The organism is Paenibacillus terricola (assembly GCF_014779765.1).
GTDB lineage: Bacteria > Bacillota > Bacilli > Paenibacillales > Paenibacillaceae > Paenibacillus_T > Paenibacillus_T terricola.
Genome location: NZ_JACXZA010000003.1, coordinates 699,670 through 715,811 on the forward strand (window position 1 = coordinate 699,670; position 16,142 = coordinate 715,811).

Genomic DNA, 16,142 nt, shown 5'->3' on the forward strand with positions numbered 1-16,142 from the left:
TTTATTCTTTCCTAGGTATCCAATTCCAATCCCTAATACAGGGCTCCATCAGCGGATCTCCGATGGATTGCGTCCCGTATATTGCTTAAACTGCCTGCTGAAGAAGAAAATATCGCGGTAACCGAGCGCATCAGCCACCTCTGTTACGTTCATTCCCGCATGCGCAAGCAAATGCTGTGCACGGTCAATCCGAGTACTGATCATATACGACTGTACGGACTGCCCGATATATTCTTTGAATTTTATTGAAAAATAACGCGGCGACAGCTGCGCCCGCTTCGCCAAATCCTCGACGCGATGCGGAACGCCCGGATGCTGGCGAATATAGTTGGCAATTTCATGAATTACTTCAGTCAGCTGATTGCTTCCGCGCTTCTCGATCGTCGGCTCTTGGTCAGTGCGCAGCAAATGAATCATCATTTGCTTCAAGAGCAGCTTGGCCTCTTCCTCGGCAGCGAATGTCTTGACGAGGAACAGCCGAACATAACGAGAGAGCAAATACTCGAAGTCAACCGTTTCATCGAACACGCGATACCGATTCGGTACGTATGCGGTCGGCTCACTTACATCAAAATGAATATACGTGAGTACTAGCGGCTTCTGCGGATTATGCGTGGCGCTTGTATAGTCGCCTGGACGGAATAAAAAGCAGCTTCCGGCGCCAATCTCATATACAGCGCCATTAAGTTCAAGCTCACCTTCACCGCTCCACACATAAAATAGGTCATAATTCGCCATCGGCTTCTCTCGACGAGCCCATTTCCATGCTGGTTCGCAAGAAATTTTGGCAAAATACGAGAGCAGTACGAATGATGATGATGGCACGTCCAGCATAGCGTCCCTCCATCTTAGGTCCATTTGGGGTCATCATACCTCACTAGAATTTTTTTTACAATGAAAATGACCCCTTATATTTAAAAAATGTTATAATATCACTCGATAGCTAACATCGCCAGGTTACATTTGCAGTAAAACTTTAAAACTTTTGCATTGAACCAATATTGAACCCATTGTTCGGAAGGATGGAATTAAGCATGAACCCACTAGCTCAGCAATTGAACGAAACGCTGGAGCGTGAAACTCCCCATGTCTATTCGATGTTGTCCAACTTAGGTAAGGGCATTTACTTCCCGAAGGTCGGCATTCTGAGCCAATCCGCTGAGGCGAAAGCGAAGGCGAAGAAATTCAACGCAACGATCGGGATTGCAATCGAGAACGGTCAACCGATGCACTTGAAGGTCATTCAAGACACGTTGTCTGCGTATGATCCGAAGGACATTTATGAATATGCGCCACCTGCAGGTAAGCCAGAGCTGCGTTCGGCTTGGCGCGCGAAGATGATCAAGGAGAACCCTTCGGTTGAAGGCAAAGGCTTCGGTATGCCGGTCGTAACGAATGCGCTGACACACGGCCTCAGCATCGTTGCCGATCTGTTCGCCGATGCGGGTGACGCGGTCATTATTCCGAACAAAAACTGGGAAAACTATGAGCTGACATTCGGCGTGCGCCGCGGCGCAGCGATCGTTGAATATGAGCTGTACAATAGCGACAATCAATTTAATGCTGCCGGCCTCCGCGAAGCGCTGTTCGCGCAGAAGGATAAAGGTAAAGCGATCGTTATTCTGAACTTCCCGAATAACCCTACAGGCTACACGCCGGGTCCAGCGGAAGGCGAAGCCATCGTTGCTGCTATCCGCGACGCTGCAGAAGCCGGCATCAATGTTGTAGCTGTCGCAGACGATGCTTACTTCGGCCTGTTCTTCGAAGACTCTCTGCACGAGTCGCTGTTCGGCAAGCTTGCTGCCCTGCACGACCGCGTGCTTGCCGTGAAAGTTGATGGCGCAACGAAGGAAGAATACGTCTGGGGCTTCCGCGTAGGCTTCATTACGTACGCATCTCAATCGGAAGCAGCGCTTGCTGCCCTTGAGCAGAAGACGCTTGGCATCATTCGCTCGACGATTTCCAGCGGTCCGCATCCTTCGCAGACTTTCGTTCTTCGCGCGCTGCAAGCGCCTGAGTTCGAAGAGCAGAAAGCTGAGAAATATGCGATCATGAAGAGCCGCGCTAACCGTGTGAAAGAGCTGCTCGACAGCGGCCGCTACGGCGACGTGTGGGATTACTACCAATTCAACTCCGGCTACTTCATGTGCCTGAAGCTGACGAAGGTTTCCGCGGAAGCGGTTCGCCAACGCCTGCTCGCTGAATACGGCGTCGGTACGATCGCTCTTGGCGAGACCGACCTTCGCGTCGCATTCTCATGCATCGAAGAAGGCGATCTGGAAGAACTGTTCGATACGATCTACAAAGCCGTAACGGACCTGATTAACGGATAATAATGAATCGAAAGCCTCCCGAACCTTATTCATACGGTTTCGGGAGGCTTTTTTACACAGCAGACAGCACAAAAAACAGCCCCGGACCCTGCAATCAGAGTCCAAGGCTGCCACTCTCATATCAGTATTATTGGGCCGTGTAGCCGCCGTCAACCGTAAGCGTATTGCCCGTCATGAAGGTAGAATCGTCGGAAGCCATGAACAGAACCGCTTTCGCCATCTCTTCTGCTTGGCCAAGACGTTTCATTGGCGTGAGCGAAGCCAGCACTTGTTTGCTTTCTTCAGGAATGATCGGCGTATCGATAAAGCCTGGGCACAGCGCGTTGACACGAATATTGTGCTCCGCATATTCAAGCGCAAGCGAACGAGTCAGGTTGATGACGCCGCCTTTGGCCGCATTGTAAGCAGCCGAGCCCGGTGAACCGACCCAGCCGTACATCGATGCCGTGTTGACGATCGAGCCGCCGCCTGCTTTGAGCATTTCGCGGATCGCTTCGCGCGCCACGAGGAATACGCCGTCGAGGTCAACGTTAACCGTGTTGCGCCATTCGGAATATTCGAGATCATGCGAGGAATGCACGCGGCCGATTCCTGCGTTATTGAATACGACATCCACTTTGCCGAAAGCTTCAATCGTTTGTTTGAAAATATCGGCGACCTCTTCTTCGCTTGTAATGTTGGCTTTTACGAACAGCGCCTCAGCATTGCTTGCTTTCAACTCTTGCTCGAACGCTTTGCCTTTCTCTTCATTTAAGTCAACGAGAACGACTTTCGCTCCTTCCGATACGAATAGTCGTGCCGTAGCAGCACCGATACCAGAAGCGCCACCCGTAATGACTGCGACTTTGCCTTGAAGTTTGCCCATTGTAAATTCCTCCAGTACAATATTTTGAATAGCACGATACAAGCGATCTTATATTGTGCTAATTTGTTCACAAATTAATTGTACTCTTCTGACCCTGATTAACAATCATCAGCCTTGTTCGTAATGTCCAACTCGTAGACACTTCGAGCAATTATGTCTTTATTCGGAGGATTTTTTACGATGATCGACGAAATTCATTCTATAACGGCGAGACGCAATCGAACCCGTGAGCATTTCAAATCCGCCCTCATTAAGCTTATTAAGGAGAAAGGCTATCACGCGATCTCCGTCAAAGACATCGTAGATACCGCGGCCTATAATCGCAGCACGTTCTATGTTCATTACCAGGACAAGATTGATCTAGCCGAAGAGCTGCTCAAGACGATGCTTGAAGGGCTGGAGGCATCTGTAGGCGTTCCCTACGAACAGGGCCAGACCGTCTACACTTCGAAGCTGAATGCGCCATCCTTCAATATTGTCGCCTACATCTATAACCACCGTGATTTCTTCGAGCTGATCAAATACGACGACACGTTGCCGGGACTGCATACGGAGCTGCCTCGGACGATCCAGAACATCTATAATGAGCAATTCGTGTTCGAGACGATCAACAATATGCCTGTCAACATGGATTACTTCAAGCAATATACCGCCTATGGCTTCTATGGCCTGATTATCAATTGGATCCGCCAAGACTTCAGGGAATCGCAGGAAGCGTTCATCCGAGCCGTAATCGATTTGACCCGGACCCATATGCATTCCATTAAGTTTGTAGGGAAAAAGATTCGTCCAGAAGGAGGACCACCTCTATCATGACTCGCTATTACCTGACCGACTTAGACGGCACACTGCTGCAGTCCAGTGCCACATTATCCGACTTTACGGCTCGCACGCTGACGGAAGCATTGGAGCAAGGTACCGTCATCAGCTACGCGACGGCTCGCAGCTATCGCAGCTCGAAGGCGGTCACCCCGCAGATCGGTTGGCGCTACCCCGTTGTCTTATACAACGGCAGCATGCTGCTTGACCCAACAACAGGCAAGGTGCTGGGTGGGCATTGGCTCGATGCCGATGTCTCGAATGAAGTGATCGAACTTGGCCGTTCCATGAGTCTGATGCCTTTCCTGTTCGGGCTCGACGAGAATGATAACGAACGAGTATTGCACGAGAAGTTGTCGCGTTATGGCGATACCGAATTTTACGCCAGCCGTCCAGGCGATCCTCGCTTCGCAGAGGTGGAGATTCTAACCTGCCCTCCCACCTATCGGACGATGATCGTTACCTATATCGGACGACGCGAGGAACTTGAGCCGCTGTTCCGTGCCATTGCTGACCGTTATGGTCCAGCTGTTCATCTTCACTTCATGCTCGACAATTATATTCAAGATCATTATTTCCTCGAAATCTCTCACCCTCTCGCGAATAAAGAGCACGGGCTCAAGCTCTGGTGCGAGCAGGTCGGATGCCAGCCAGAGGATGTGACCGTATTCGGCGATAACTTGAACGATATCGGGATGTTCAAACGCGCAGGCCGGCGTCTTGCTGTATCAGGCGCTCATCCCGAGCTGAAGCTGATGGCATCCGAGGTGATCGGCAGCAACGATGAAGATGGCGTCGCGCGCGTGATTGAAGCAGACTTGCGAGACAGCAGCGGCGAGCAGTAGTAGCTTAGGGAATTACATAGTTTGCAATCATTCATCGTTTCAATTGTGCAAAAAAGGGGCGAAAATAATGGCTGATCTTCGAGCAATTATATTCGATTTAGACGAGACACTGGCGGATAGAACGCGCACGCGAGACCGTTTCTTAGAGCTGTGGATCCAGCATTATTGGAACGATCGAGAACACGACCCAGATCAGCTTCACGCCGTATTCTGCAGCCTCGATAACAACGGTTATCGGGCGAAGGACGAGCTGTACCACATGCTCGTTGAGGAATTGAAGTGGACCGATCCACCGACAGAAGCGGAGCATTCCGCGTTCTGGCAGGAGCATTTTCCGAAGCTATCGGAACCGATGGACAACCTGCATAACACACTGGACTACTTTCACCGCCAGGGGTTGAAGATTGGACTGATTACGAACGGCAGGGAACAGGTGCAGCGTGCAAAAATCGATACCCTAGCGATCGGACGTTACTTTCATGCCACGTACATTTCTGGTGCGGTAGGCGTTAAGAAACCGGACGGCGCTATTTTCGAACAATGCTTGGGGGCGCTTGAAGTTCGTCCTGAGGAAGCTTGGTATGTCGGGGACCATCCGGTGAACGATGTTCGGGGTTCTGCCGCTGTTGGCATTACGCCGATCTGGCTGTCGCAAGACAAGATATGGAATGAAGAACATGAGGTCAAGCCCGCGCACACGGTACGTTCGCTGCACGAGTTGATCGAATTGTATGAATCGCTGCGTGGATAATCATGAGTATTGGGGAGGAGCTCATAGCTATGCGCTATTACATCGTAACTGGATCTTCTAGAGGAATCGGTGAGGAGCTTGCGCTGCAGCTGCTCGGTCACGATCATCATGTCATCGGCATATCCCGCACACCTAACGAATCGTTGTCTTCCTTCGCCCATGAGCATGGGTATCGGTACGACTGGCTTCCCTTTGATCTTACCCGCTCGGAGCAGATCGCCACGCTTGCCGAACAGCTGCTTGTTATTATCGACCGATTGAGCGCTGAATCGATTACTCTGATCAACAATGCGGCAACGGTAACGCCACTCGACACCATCGACCACCTAAGCTCCGCCCAGCTGTCGCATGCTCTGCATCTCAATCTCATGACACCGATTATGCTCACAAGCGCTTTAATCAACCTGACGAACGGATACTCCATTGAACGATTAATCGTCAATATTTCTTCTGGCTCGGGCAGCTATCCTGCACCTGGCATGAGCGTCTACTGCTCTGCGAAAGCAGCCTTGAATATGTTCAGTCAATGTGTTCAGGCGGAAGAAGCCATCCACGGGCGACTGCGCGCCGTATCGGTTGATCCGGGCATGGTGGATACCTCCATGCAAGCGGTCGCTAGAAGTGACGCCAATGACCACCCGATGCGGGGCTTCTTCGCACTCGCCGAACAGAACAGCCAGCTTCGCAGTCCGAGATATGTAGCGGAGCGTATCGTCTCTGAAGTTATTTTCTCTAACGGAACCAGCGATCATATCATTATTGAATAAATGTTCAAACATCCTGCCCGGCATGGAGGAATTGCACAATGACAACCATTACGTACTCGACGACGAACAACGTAACCGCCGAACAGCTGTCGCAGCTGTTCGAACGCTCAGGCATGAAACGTCCGATTCACGATCTGCCTCGTCTTCAGACGATGTTGGATAATGCGGACATTACAGTGTCCGCTTGGGACGGCGATCGGCTAGTTGGCATTGCGCGTGCCATCACCGATTATGCCTACTGCTGCTACCTGTCGGATCTAGCCGTTGACGGCGACTATCAGAAGCACGGCATCGGCTCTAAGCTCGTCGACGAGGTGCGTCAAGTGATCGGCGAGTTGTGTTCCCTTATTCTTATCTCGGCACCTGGCGCCATGGAATACTATCCGAAGATCGGCTTTACGCTGTCCGACAAAGCTTATGTGATTCCGCGAGTCAAATAGTGGTGAAAGAAAGCATAGAGTGCTAAGAGCACCCGCGTGTCATCTACTCATAATGAGGGAGCGGCATCTATGCTAACCAATGCAAGCTCTATGCAAGGAAGGTTCCTTCAGCTCATTCGTTTCGGATGGAATCAGGCGCTGTCGTGTATGTTTGCAGTCGTAATCTTCGCAGCGATGGCGTTTACGCACTTCGTGGAGCTGCCTTTCATCCCGCGGTATGACTTCCTTCTGCTGGTGTGCGTCATCATGCAATGGGTTCTCATCCGCACGAAGCTGGAAACGATCGATGAGCTCAAAGTTATTATTGTGTTCCACTTGATCGGTCTCGCCTTGGAGCTGTACAAGGTACATATCGGGTCATGGTCGTATCCTGCGGAAGGCTGGCTCAAATTCGGCGGCGTTCCGATCTACAGCGGCTTCATGTATGCGAGTGTGGCGAGCTACGTATGCCAGGCATGGCGACGGTTCAAGCTTACAATCTCGGGTTGGCCGCCTCCGGTTCTATCGATCGGATTGTCCGCTGCGATTTACTTGAACTTCTTCACCAATCATTACATCTACGATATCCGATACGTTCTCATGCTCGCGCTGCTGCCGGTATTCGGTCGGGCAGTCGTCTCTTTCACTGTCGGAACCCGCACTTATAAGATGCCAATGATCGTCTCTTATTTGCTGATCGGATTCTTCATCTGGATTGCCGAGAACATCTCCACCTACTTGAAGGTGTGGAAGTACCCGAATCAAGAGGCTGCGTGGCACGTCGTCCATTGGGGCAAAATCGGCTCTTGGTTTCTGCTTATCATAATCTCGGTCATCATCGTCGTTGAGCTGAAGCGGCTCAAGGAAACGCTGAGCAACTCGGGCAAACGTTCGGATTTAATCAGTTAACTCATATTGGGAAAACTAGGACTGAGGCGGCTCGCTCGGTCCTATTGGATCTCCTTCAAGTGTTGCTCACCATTTGATGGTAAATAAACGTTTGTGCTAAAATCATCCTGAAAGTCGGCCGTCGCACCGTTAAGTTGAACGAGGTTCATCCGCGTTGGAAGTACCAAATTCCTACAATTCAAGGAGGATGGCTAATATGATGGATTGGGTTAATAAAGCCGTTTCGCTCGGACTTGGAGCAGCAATTGCAACCAAGGAGCAAGCAGAGAAGTTCGTCGATGATCTTGTGAAGAAGGGCGATGTCAATCAATCGGAGTCGAAGCAGCTTGTTGATGATCTTATACGCAAAGGCCAGGAATGGCAGGCTTCGATCGATGCCCGGATCAAAACGTACGTGCGCGCAGCGCTGCATGATGCGAATCTGACTACGAGAGATGAATATGTAGCGCTCAAAGAGCGCATCAGTGAACTTGAACGCCGGGTAGAAGCCCTTGAATCCACAGACTCATCAGGCGCTTCCAAATCCTCTGTTTCTTGCTCTGATGATACCGACCCTGCCGCGCCTGCAACCTACGAATGATTAGCATTAACCGCCGCATCCGTCATCTGCAGCGGTACCGCGATATTGCGAAGGCTTTCGTCCGCAACGGCTTTGGCTTCCTCGTGAAGGAGCTGGGACTTGCGGACCGATTCCCTTTATCGTCCTTCCGCTCCGATGATGACCGGGAGCATAAAGGCAAATCAACCGGCGAGCGGATTCGGTTGTTTCTGGAGGAGCTTGGGCCGACCTTCGTGAAATTCGGGCAGATTGCCAGCACCCGGCCCGATCTGCTTCCGGCCGATATTATCGAAGAGCTTATCAAGCTGCAGGACAGCGTTCCTCCTATTCCTTATCACGAAGCCGCTGCCGTGATAGAAGCCGAGCTTGGCGCCCCGGTTGACGAGCTATTCGCACGCTTCGAGAAAACGCCAGTAGCCGCAGCCTCTATCGGACAGGTTCACCTGGCAAGACTGCCGGACGGACGCGCCGTCGCCGTGAAGATCCAGCGTCCTAACATTCAAGAGCAGATCGAGACCGATCTCGAAATTCTCGACAACCTGTCTCGCATTGCCGAGAATCGGCTCGAGTGGGCTGCCAGCTATCAGCTGCGCGAACGCATATCGGAGCTGGCGCAATCGCTGCGAGCCGAACTGGACTACACCATTGAAGGACGCAATGCGGAACGAATGACCAAGTCATTCGAGCGTGACCATTCGATCCACATTCCGATGATTTATTGGGATTACTCAAGCCGCCGCGTATTGACGATGGAACTGATCAACGGGGTCAAAATAACCGATCATGAAGCCTTGCAGGAGATGGGCATTACGCCCAAACGAATTGCAGAGCGAATTACGAATGCGATGTTTCATCAGATTTTTGAGGAGGGGCTGTTCCACGCCGATCCGCATCCCGGCAACCTGTTAGTCGAGCCTAACGGCGCCATTGGCCTGCTCGACTTCGGCATGGTTGGCCGAATGTCGTCGACGATGAAGACGAACTTCGGTTCGCTCCTAATCGCGATGCGGCGCAACAGCACAAGCGGCATCATACGCGCCATTGAGGCGCTTGGCGTGCTCCCTGCCGATATCGACATGCGTCGGCTTCGGGATGACATCGATATTCTGCGTGACAAATATTACGACGTGCCGCTCAGCCGCATCAGTCTTGGCGAATCGGTCAGCGAACTGTTCTCCGTTGCCTATATGCACCGCATCCGCATTCCATCCGACTTCATGCTATTGGGCAAAACCATGCTGACACTTGAAGGCGTCGTGTCATCGCTGGACCCTGATTTCAGCATTATCAGCGTAGCTGAGCCATTTGGACGCCGCCTATTTCTCGACCGGCTGAACCCGCGCTCGTTCGCGGAGCATGCGGTTGAGCATGTGACCGAATATGCCGACCTGTTGGCCGATCTGCCGGAGACATTGCGCGATGTATCCAGTCTTGTGCGCAAAGGAAAGCTCCGGACCGAAATGTCGATACCGGAGCTTGAACCGTTCCTGCGCAAAATTGACCGTGTCGGCAACCGCCTCTCGTTCAGTATTGTGCTGCTGTCGTTCAGCATTATTATGGTCGGGCTCATTATCGGCTCGTCGCTCGGACGCCAATCGTCGATCATCTGGCATTTCCCAGTCATCGAGATCGGCTTCGGCATCGCAGCCTTCATGTTCCTGTTTCTATTATTCGCTATCTTCCGTTCGGGACGGTTCTGAATATATGCACGCAGCCCATCTGGATCCGATCCCGCGTCAGTCTTCCTCATCATCCTTCAACGCTTTGCGGCGAACGGCGCTTGGCCGTCGCAGCACGCCATACAGCAGCGCTGCTGCAGGCGCAGCTAATGCCTGCAGCACACTGCCATGGACGGCAAGCGCGATGCCTCCTGGCAGCCACATCAGTATCGTACAAATGATGTATGCGATGCGATCCACCGAAGCCAGCGAATCAATCCTCCGCTGAGCAGGCAGTGGATACAGATGGCCCCATACCGCGTATTTGTGCGATTGCCGCAGCGAACCAAGCTGCAGCCCGATAATTCCCGCAAGCAGAACAAACACGATCGAAGCTCCCCATCCGTCAAGCCATACTGCATCGCCGAACCAATAGAGGACGAGCATGCCAAGTAGGGTCAGCCTAATCAGCATCCCGCCAAGCTCTGTACGAAGCAACGTCATCGTATATAAATAAACGTATGTTTCGCTCTGTGCGAAGCGGATGGTCTTACCGATCCAACCCGCATAGCCCCTTCTGGCAATACGAGGCGCTTGTGTCGGCACATCAATGAACAACGCAAGAAACCGATAATAACGGCGCCGCGTACGTCCCTCTTCCCGAATAAGCGTATCCCATGGCAGCGCATGCTTCCGCGGAAGCCGATAAACGGCCGCCATAAGCGCAGCGACCAGCAAACCGAACAGTACCGCCTTCCATGGTGCAAACCGAAACAACGCTGCCAGTGTCACCGCAGTCAGTGCCCATCGGATAAACCGAAGCGAACGTCTCATCCCTGCTTCAGCCGTTCTACGCTCCTGCCATGCACCCGCTATATTCCCGGCTTTCAGTGCAGTAAGGGCAAGTAGAAGGACGAATGCGTTCGCAGTGCCTTCTCCGAGCTTGTACATTGGCCAATAAGCTAACAGCGTAAACCAGACGCCGATCAACGTCGCGATGCCCGTATAACGGAACGAACGCCTTAAGTATTGATGCATCTCCATCTCCCGCGGCAGCAGGAAGACGGTATCCGCCGGCTTCAGCCAAGTCCGAAGCGGACTCCAGCAGGTGAAGCCGATGACAAGTACAACACCAAATGCTGTAACGGGAAAATGCGGCGGCAAATTCCGCACAAGCGCTGCATAGCCGATCGTAGCTACGATAAGCATCAGCAGCATAACGCCTGGGAAGCCGCTTTGCGCCATATACCCAACGTAGGGCTTCAGCTCACCGCGAAACGCGGCAGCGCGCGTGGACCATAGCCGATCCGGCTCGAACCGATTCACATACGGCTGCATCTCTCGTTCACGATCGCGATGCGAGCTGCCCGTTGTCGTCCTCTCCGTCCTATCGGCCATTGCTCATCCCTCCGCCGCCCGCCGTCTCCGATACGAGCCGGAAGAACGCTTCGTCCAGCGATCCGCTCGTCATGTCAGCTGCCCGCAGCACGTCATCGAGCTTACCCTGGGCAGCGATCCGACCGTGATGCAGCACAATGTACCGATCGCAATACGTTTCGACGGTGGACAGGATATGCGAGCTCATAAGCACTGCAGCACCCGCATTCTTCACTTCGACTAGCCGATCCAGCAGCGAACGGATGCCAAGCGGGTCCAGTCCAAGGAATGGCTCGTCAATGATGAACAGCGGCGGATCTGCCAGCAGCGCATTCATAATCATTACTTTCTGCTTCATGCCTTTGGACAGATGCTCAGCGAAAGCGCTCCGTTTCGCCCGCATATGAAACTCATCCAGCAGCTGCTCCATCCTGCCGTTGAATGCGTTCGCCTCTACGCCATATGCCATCCCTGTCAGCCGGAGATGCTCATCTACTGTCAGCTCATCGAACAGAACAGGCGACTCGGGTACATAGGCAATAGAGCCGCGGTATCGCTCGGGATCGGCATCCAGCTTCGTGCCGTTCACCTTCACTTCACCGGAATGCGGCTGCATCAAGCCTAGAATGTGCTTGATCGCCGTACTTTTGCCCGCGCCATTCAATCCGATTAGCCCTACGATCTCGCCCGGTCGGACATCGAACGTAAGGTTGTGCAGCACAGGCCGCCTTGGGCTGTAGCCGCCCACGAGCTCCGTTACTTCAAGTGCTGGGCCTTGTCCTGTACGATTCATATGCTTCGAATCCTGATTCATCCGATCTCCCCCTAACTATTGCCTTCATTATACCTGAAAATAGGGAGGAAACGGAAACGGGCAGCCGCTGTTTTCGCTTGACCGTTCCTTTCTGCTAGGCCGTGAGCAGCGATTGTTGATATGTTACCAACGTTGGATTGCTTTTTGCCCCCCGCGATGCGATGATCTAAAGGATATATTAACCTTTCAATATGATGGACTGCTACTCGCCTGCCTATCTTCACAATAAGCAAAGGAGCTTGATTGGAATGAGTACGGATATAAAGTTCAACAATGACTGGCGCTTTTCTCTTCATCCCGTAGGCACGACGCTGGACGCGATAAATGCCGGCGGCTTCGAATGGGAGCATGTGACGCTGCCTCATGATTGGCTCATTTATGACGCGAATGATCTGTATGCAGACGGAGATGGCTGGTACAACAAATCGTTAATGATCGATGAACTGAACCGGGGCCACAAGACAACGCTCCGTTTCGAAGGCGTATACATGAACTCGAACTATTATGTTAACGGACGGTTCGCGGGAACGTGGAAATACGGCTACTCGACTTTCGAAATCGATATTACGCCATTCATCCAGCTGGGCGTAAACGACATTCATGTTCAAGTTACGCATGAGTCACCGAACTCAAGATGGTATTCCGGGGCAGGCATTTATCGTTCGGTATGGCTCAAAACGTATGCCGAGCACCATATTGCGGCAGATGGCGTCTATATTAGCGCCGTGCAGCAAGACAATGGCTGGCTCGTAGATGTCGACACAGAAGCGGTATTCGCAGCAGGTCTCGATTCTGCGTCAGCGATCAAGCTGCGCCATCGCTTGCTGGATGCATCCGGCTCGCTTGTACACGAAGAAGAAACGGATGTACTTGCTGAAGCTGATTCAACGGTTCATACCCCAAGCCGCTTCACATACTCTAGTCCTGTCTTATGGGATATCGATAACCCTTATGTGTACAAGCTGCAAACGGAACTGATCGTTGACGGCGTCGCTGTCGATTCGCAGCTGTACAACTTCGGCTTCCGGACGTTCGGCTTCGATAGTCAGCAGGGCTTCTTCCTTAACGGCCGCCATCTGAAGCTGAACGGCGTGTGCCAGCACCATGACCTCGGCTGCCTTGGCGCTGCGGTCAACCGTGCTGCACTAAGAAGACAGATCGAGCTGTTGCAAGAAATGGGCGTAAACGCCATCCGTACCGCTCACAATATGCCTGCGGTCGAGCTGATGGAATTGGCCGATGCGATGGGCGTGCTGATCGTATCGGAAGCTTTCGATATGTGGGAGCGTAAGAAAACGACGTACGATTACGCGAGATTTTATCCGGAGTGGTGGAAGAAGGACATCGCCAGCTGGGTACGCAGAGACCGCAACCACCCAAGCATGCTCATGTGGAGCATTGGCAACGAAATTTATGATACGCATGCCGACGAACGTGGACAAACATTAACGCGGGAGCTGATGGACGAAGTGCTGCTCCACGATCCGCGCGGCAATGCTGTCGTCACGATTGGTTCCAACTACATGCCATGGGAGAACGCCCAGCATTGCGCCGACATCGTCAAGTTCGCCGGTTATAACTATGGGGAAAAATATTACGACGTCCATCATGAGCAGCATCCTGACTGGATTATCTATGGCAGCGAGACTTGCTCGACCGTGCAAAGCCGCGGCATCTATCACTTCCCGCTTAATCAGTCGATGTTGTCCGACGATGACGAACAGTGCTCCTCTCTCGGCAACAGTTCGACCAGTTGGGGTGCGAGAAGCACGGAAGCCTGCATTATATCGGATCGGGATGCAGCGTATTCGCTTGGTCAATTTCTATGGACAGGCTTCGACTATATTGGAGAGCCTACGCCTTACCATACGAAGAATTCGTATTTCGGCCAACTCGACACGGCTGGCTTCAAGAAGGATGCCTTCTACGTCTATCAGGCGGAATGGACCGATTATAAGAGCAAGCCAATGGTTCATATTTTCCCTTATTGGGATTTCTCCGAAGGCCAGTTGATCGACATCCGCGTCTGTTCGAATGCGCCGAAGATCGAGTTGTTCTTCAATGATGTATCGCAAGGCACATTCGATATTGATCATATGCATGGCAAGCAGTTGGTCGGCAACTGGCAGATTCCATATACCGCGGGAGAACTGCGTGCAGTGGCTTACGATGAGAACGGGACGCCAATTGCAACCGATATCCAATCGTCCTTCGGCGACGCGGCTTCCATAGCCTTGTCTGTCGACAAGACTACATTGGCGGCGGATGGCTCCGATCTCGTATTTATCGAAATTTCGACGTTGGATAAGAACGGTGTTCCGGTTCAGAATGCCAACAACCGCATTCACGTGACGGTAGAAGGCGCCGGTCGTCTGGTTGGTCTCGATAATGGCGACAGCACCGATTACGAACAATATAAGGGCAGCAATAGAAAGCTGTTCAGCGGCAAGCTGCTTGCCGTCGTCGCAAGCACGTTAGAGAGCGGCACGATTACCGTTCGAGCGGAGGCTAAAGGTCTCGTCGCGAATACCATTACGCTGCAGTCCGCTGCCCCAGTGACACAGGCAGATGCTTCAGGCAGTGAGTTGACGCTTTACGCTTACTCCTCCGCACATACGGATGCAGGCGTTCGTGGACCAGCGTCCCTCGAGGACGATGAAGTGCCGGTGCGCAAGCTGGAGATCATTTGCCCGCAAGGCAATCAATTGTCTCCCGAAGTGCGTTCCCTGCCTCTGCAGGTCGTTCTTCATCCGAGCAATGCGACCTACCCGGACGTGCAGTGGCGGATTACGAATGCAGGCGGAATCGACTGCAACTTCGCTACCCTTGCAGCAGATGGTCAGCAGGCTGTCATCACAGCTCTCGGAGACGGCGAGTTCTATGTTCGCTGCGGTACAGCTAACGGAGCAGATTCCATTCGCCTGTATTCGCTCATGCAGTTCCAGATCAACGGATTAGGCCAGGCATTCATGAACCCTTATGAATTCGTCTCCGCCGGTTATTGCAGCACAGCCAGCCGCAACCTGACGAATGGCAATGAACGCGGTATGGCATCTTCACGTGACGGAGAAAGCTGGATCTGCTTCGAGAACGTCGACTTCGGCAGTTACGGATCGGATGAAGTGACGCTGCCGATCTTCTCGCTCGACAGCGAGAAATTTACGATCGATATGTGGGATGGCATACCGGGAGAGGCCAATGCCGAGCTCCTGACCCAGCTAACGTATCAGAAGCCAACTCATTGGAATGTATATCAGGAGGAGACCTACAAGCTGCCGAAGAGATTAAGCGGGGTACGCTCGATTACTTTCGTGCTGCACCGCAAAATCCATCTCAAAGGGTTCCAGTTCACACGTATCGAGAAAGCATTCGCACGTCTGGCTGCATTAGAAAACAATCATATCTATGGCGATACGTTCACACTCTCGGACGATTCGATCGATAATATCGGCAACAACGTCTCGCTTGTCTTTGAAGATATGGACTTCGGTGAGAAAGGAAGCACGAAGCTGGTTATTTGCGGACGCTCGCCAATCGATAACAACACGATTCATGTGATGTTTGCTGGGGAACAGGGCGAATCGAAGCAGCTGATTGAATTCGGCTACTCGGAAGATCGCTGCGAGCGGGAATATACGCTGGAGCGGATTACAGGCAAGCAGACGGTTACGTTCGTGTTCCTGCCGGGCAGTCAGTTTGACTTCCAGTGGCTGCACTTCCGTGCGTGATAGGGGCGGCCCCTATGACCCCTTTTTTCTTTAAAATTTAAAAGATCAATTCAATTAACAATTTCAATCGTTCTACCCACCCAAACCCTCCCTGCAAGGGAGGGCCCCATGGGTTTCCAACCCCTGGACCCCGGAAGGGGATGGTGGAGGGACTGAGGAGCGGTGAAGATACTGCGTGCGTGGGGTCGCGTGCCCCTTGGGGCACAACTTTTGTTCGAGCTTGGCTAGACCCATACGTTGGGTGAATGAGAGCTGCTGCATGCCGGGAGACGTGTGCCCCTGTGGGGCACAACTTTTG

General features: G+C 52.5%; 14 protein-coding genes. 10 read left to right on the top strand and 4 right to left on the bottom strand.

The genetic code is table 11. The features are described from left to right. Nucleotides 1-48: 48 nt before the first annotated feature. Nucleotides 49-834, bottom strand: coding sequence for a helix-turn-helix domain-containing protein (locus tag H8B09_RS15010; protein ID WP_191204315.1), 786 nt, complete (start codon nucleotides 832-834; stop codon nucleotides 49-51). Between the two features lie 200 nt (nucleotides 835-1,034). Here H8B09_RS15010 and H8B09_RS15015 point away from each other — a divergent pair, with 200 nt between their 5' ends. Beyond that, complete coding sequence (locus H8B09_RS15015; RefSeq protein WP_191204316.1) at nucleotides 1,035-2,333, top strand: aminotransferase class I/II-fold pyridoxal phosphate-dependent enzyme; 1,299 nt, start codon at nucleotides 1,035-1,037, stop codon at nucleotides 2,331-2,333. Between the two features lie 127 nt (nucleotides 2,334-2,460). On the opposite strand, the gene H8B09_RS15020 is transcribed toward H8B09_RS15015, so the two are convergent. Then, a complete protein-coding gene (locus H8B09_RS15020) occupies nucleotides 2,461-3,198 on the bottom strand; it encodes an SDR family NAD(P)-dependent oxidoreductase (protein ID WP_191204317.1) in 738 nt (245 codons plus the stop codon). Nucleotides 3,199-3,378: 180 nt separating this feature from the next. Between H8B09_RS15020 and H8B09_RS15025 the strand changes: the two genes are divergently transcribed. The 8 genes from H8B09_RS15025 (at nucleotide 3,379) to H8B09_RS15060 (ending at nucleotide 9,967) form a co-directional block, all read left to right on the top strand. Beyond that, entirely contained in the window at nucleotides 3,379-4,014 is a 636-nt protein-coding gene (locus H8B09_RS15025; protein WP_191204318.1) for a TetR/AcrR family transcriptional regulator, read from the top strand. Further along, the gene (locus tag H8B09_RS15030) at nucleotides 4,011-4,862 is read left to right on the top strand and encodes an HAD hydrolase family protein (protein ID WP_191204319.1); all 852 of its coding nucleotides are present in this window, start codon (nucleotides 4,011-4,013) and stop codon (nucleotides 4,860-4,862) included. The genes H8B09_RS15025 and H8B09_RS15030 overlap by 4 nt, the downstream gene beginning before the upstream one ends. Nucleotides 4,863-4,929: 67 nt before the next feature. Further along, nucleotides 4,930-5,613: an HAD family hydrolase gene (locus tag H8B09_RS15035; protein WP_191204320.1), complete on the top strand. Its 684-nt coding sequence runs from the start codon at nucleotides 4,930-4,932 to the stop codon at nucleotides 5,611-5,613. A gap of 29 nt (nucleotides 5,614-5,642) precedes the next feature. Further along, entirely contained in the window at nucleotides 5,643-6,380 is a 738-nt protein-coding gene (locus H8B09_RS15040) for an SDR family NAD(P)-dependent oxidoreductase (RefSeq protein ID WP_191204321.1), read from the top strand. Nucleotides 6,381-6,418: 38 nt separating this feature from the next. Further along, a complete protein-coding gene (locus H8B09_RS15045) occupies nucleotides 6,419-6,820 on the top strand; it encodes a GNAT family N-acetyltransferase (protein WP_191204322.1) in 402 nt (133 codons plus the stop codon). A 69-nt stretch (nucleotides 6,821-6,889) separates the two neighbouring features. Continuing rightward, nucleotides 6,890-7,708 (top strand): DUF817 domain-containing protein, encoded by an 819-nt coding sequence (locus H8B09_RS15050; protein ID WP_224753617.1) that lies wholly within the window; start codon nucleotides 6,890-6,892, stop codon nucleotides 7,706-7,708. A gap of 196 nt (nucleotides 7,709-7,904) precedes the next feature. After that, nucleotides 7,905-8,288 carry a phasin family protein gene (locus H8B09_RS15055; protein ID WP_191204323.1) on the top strand — a complete coding sequence of 128 codons (384 nt, stop codon included), beginning with the start codon at nucleotides 7,905-7,907 and terminating at the stop codon, nucleotides 8,286-8,288. Then, nucleotides 8,285-9,967: an ABC1 kinase family protein gene (locus H8B09_RS15060; RefSeq protein WP_191204324.1), complete on the top strand. Its 1,683-nt coding sequence runs from the start codon at nucleotides 8,285-8,287 to the stop codon at nucleotides 9,965-9,967. Before H8B09_RS15055 ends, H8B09_RS15060 begins: the two co-directional genes overlap by 4 nt. Before the next feature lie 36 nt (nucleotides 9,968-10,003). On the opposite strand, the gene H8B09_RS15065 is transcribed toward H8B09_RS15060, so the two are convergent. Further along, a complete protein-coding gene (locus H8B09_RS15065; protein ID WP_191204325.1) occupies nucleotides 10,004-11,323 on the bottom strand; it encodes an ABC transporter permease in 1,320 nt (439 codons plus the stop codon). Further along, the gene (locus tag H8B09_RS15070; RefSeq protein WP_224753618.1) at nucleotides 11,313-12,116 is read right to left on the bottom strand and encodes an ABC transporter ATP-binding protein; all 804 of its coding nucleotides are present in this window, start codon (nucleotides 12,114-12,116) and stop codon (nucleotides 11,313-11,315) included. Before H8B09_RS15070 ends, H8B09_RS15065 begins: the two co-directional genes overlap by 11 nt. Nucleotides 12,117-12,364: 248 nt before the next feature. On the opposite strand from H8B09_RS15070, the gene H8B09_RS15075 reads away from it, so the two are divergent. After that, the gene (locus H8B09_RS15075) at nucleotides 12,365-15,844 is read left to right on the top strand and encodes a glycoside hydrolase family 2 TIM barrel-domain containing protein (RefSeq protein ID WP_191204326.1); all 3,480 of its coding nucleotides are present in this window, start codon (nucleotides 12,365-12,367) and stop codon (nucleotides 15,842-15,844) included. Nucleotides 15,845-16,142 lie beyond the last annotated feature (298 nt).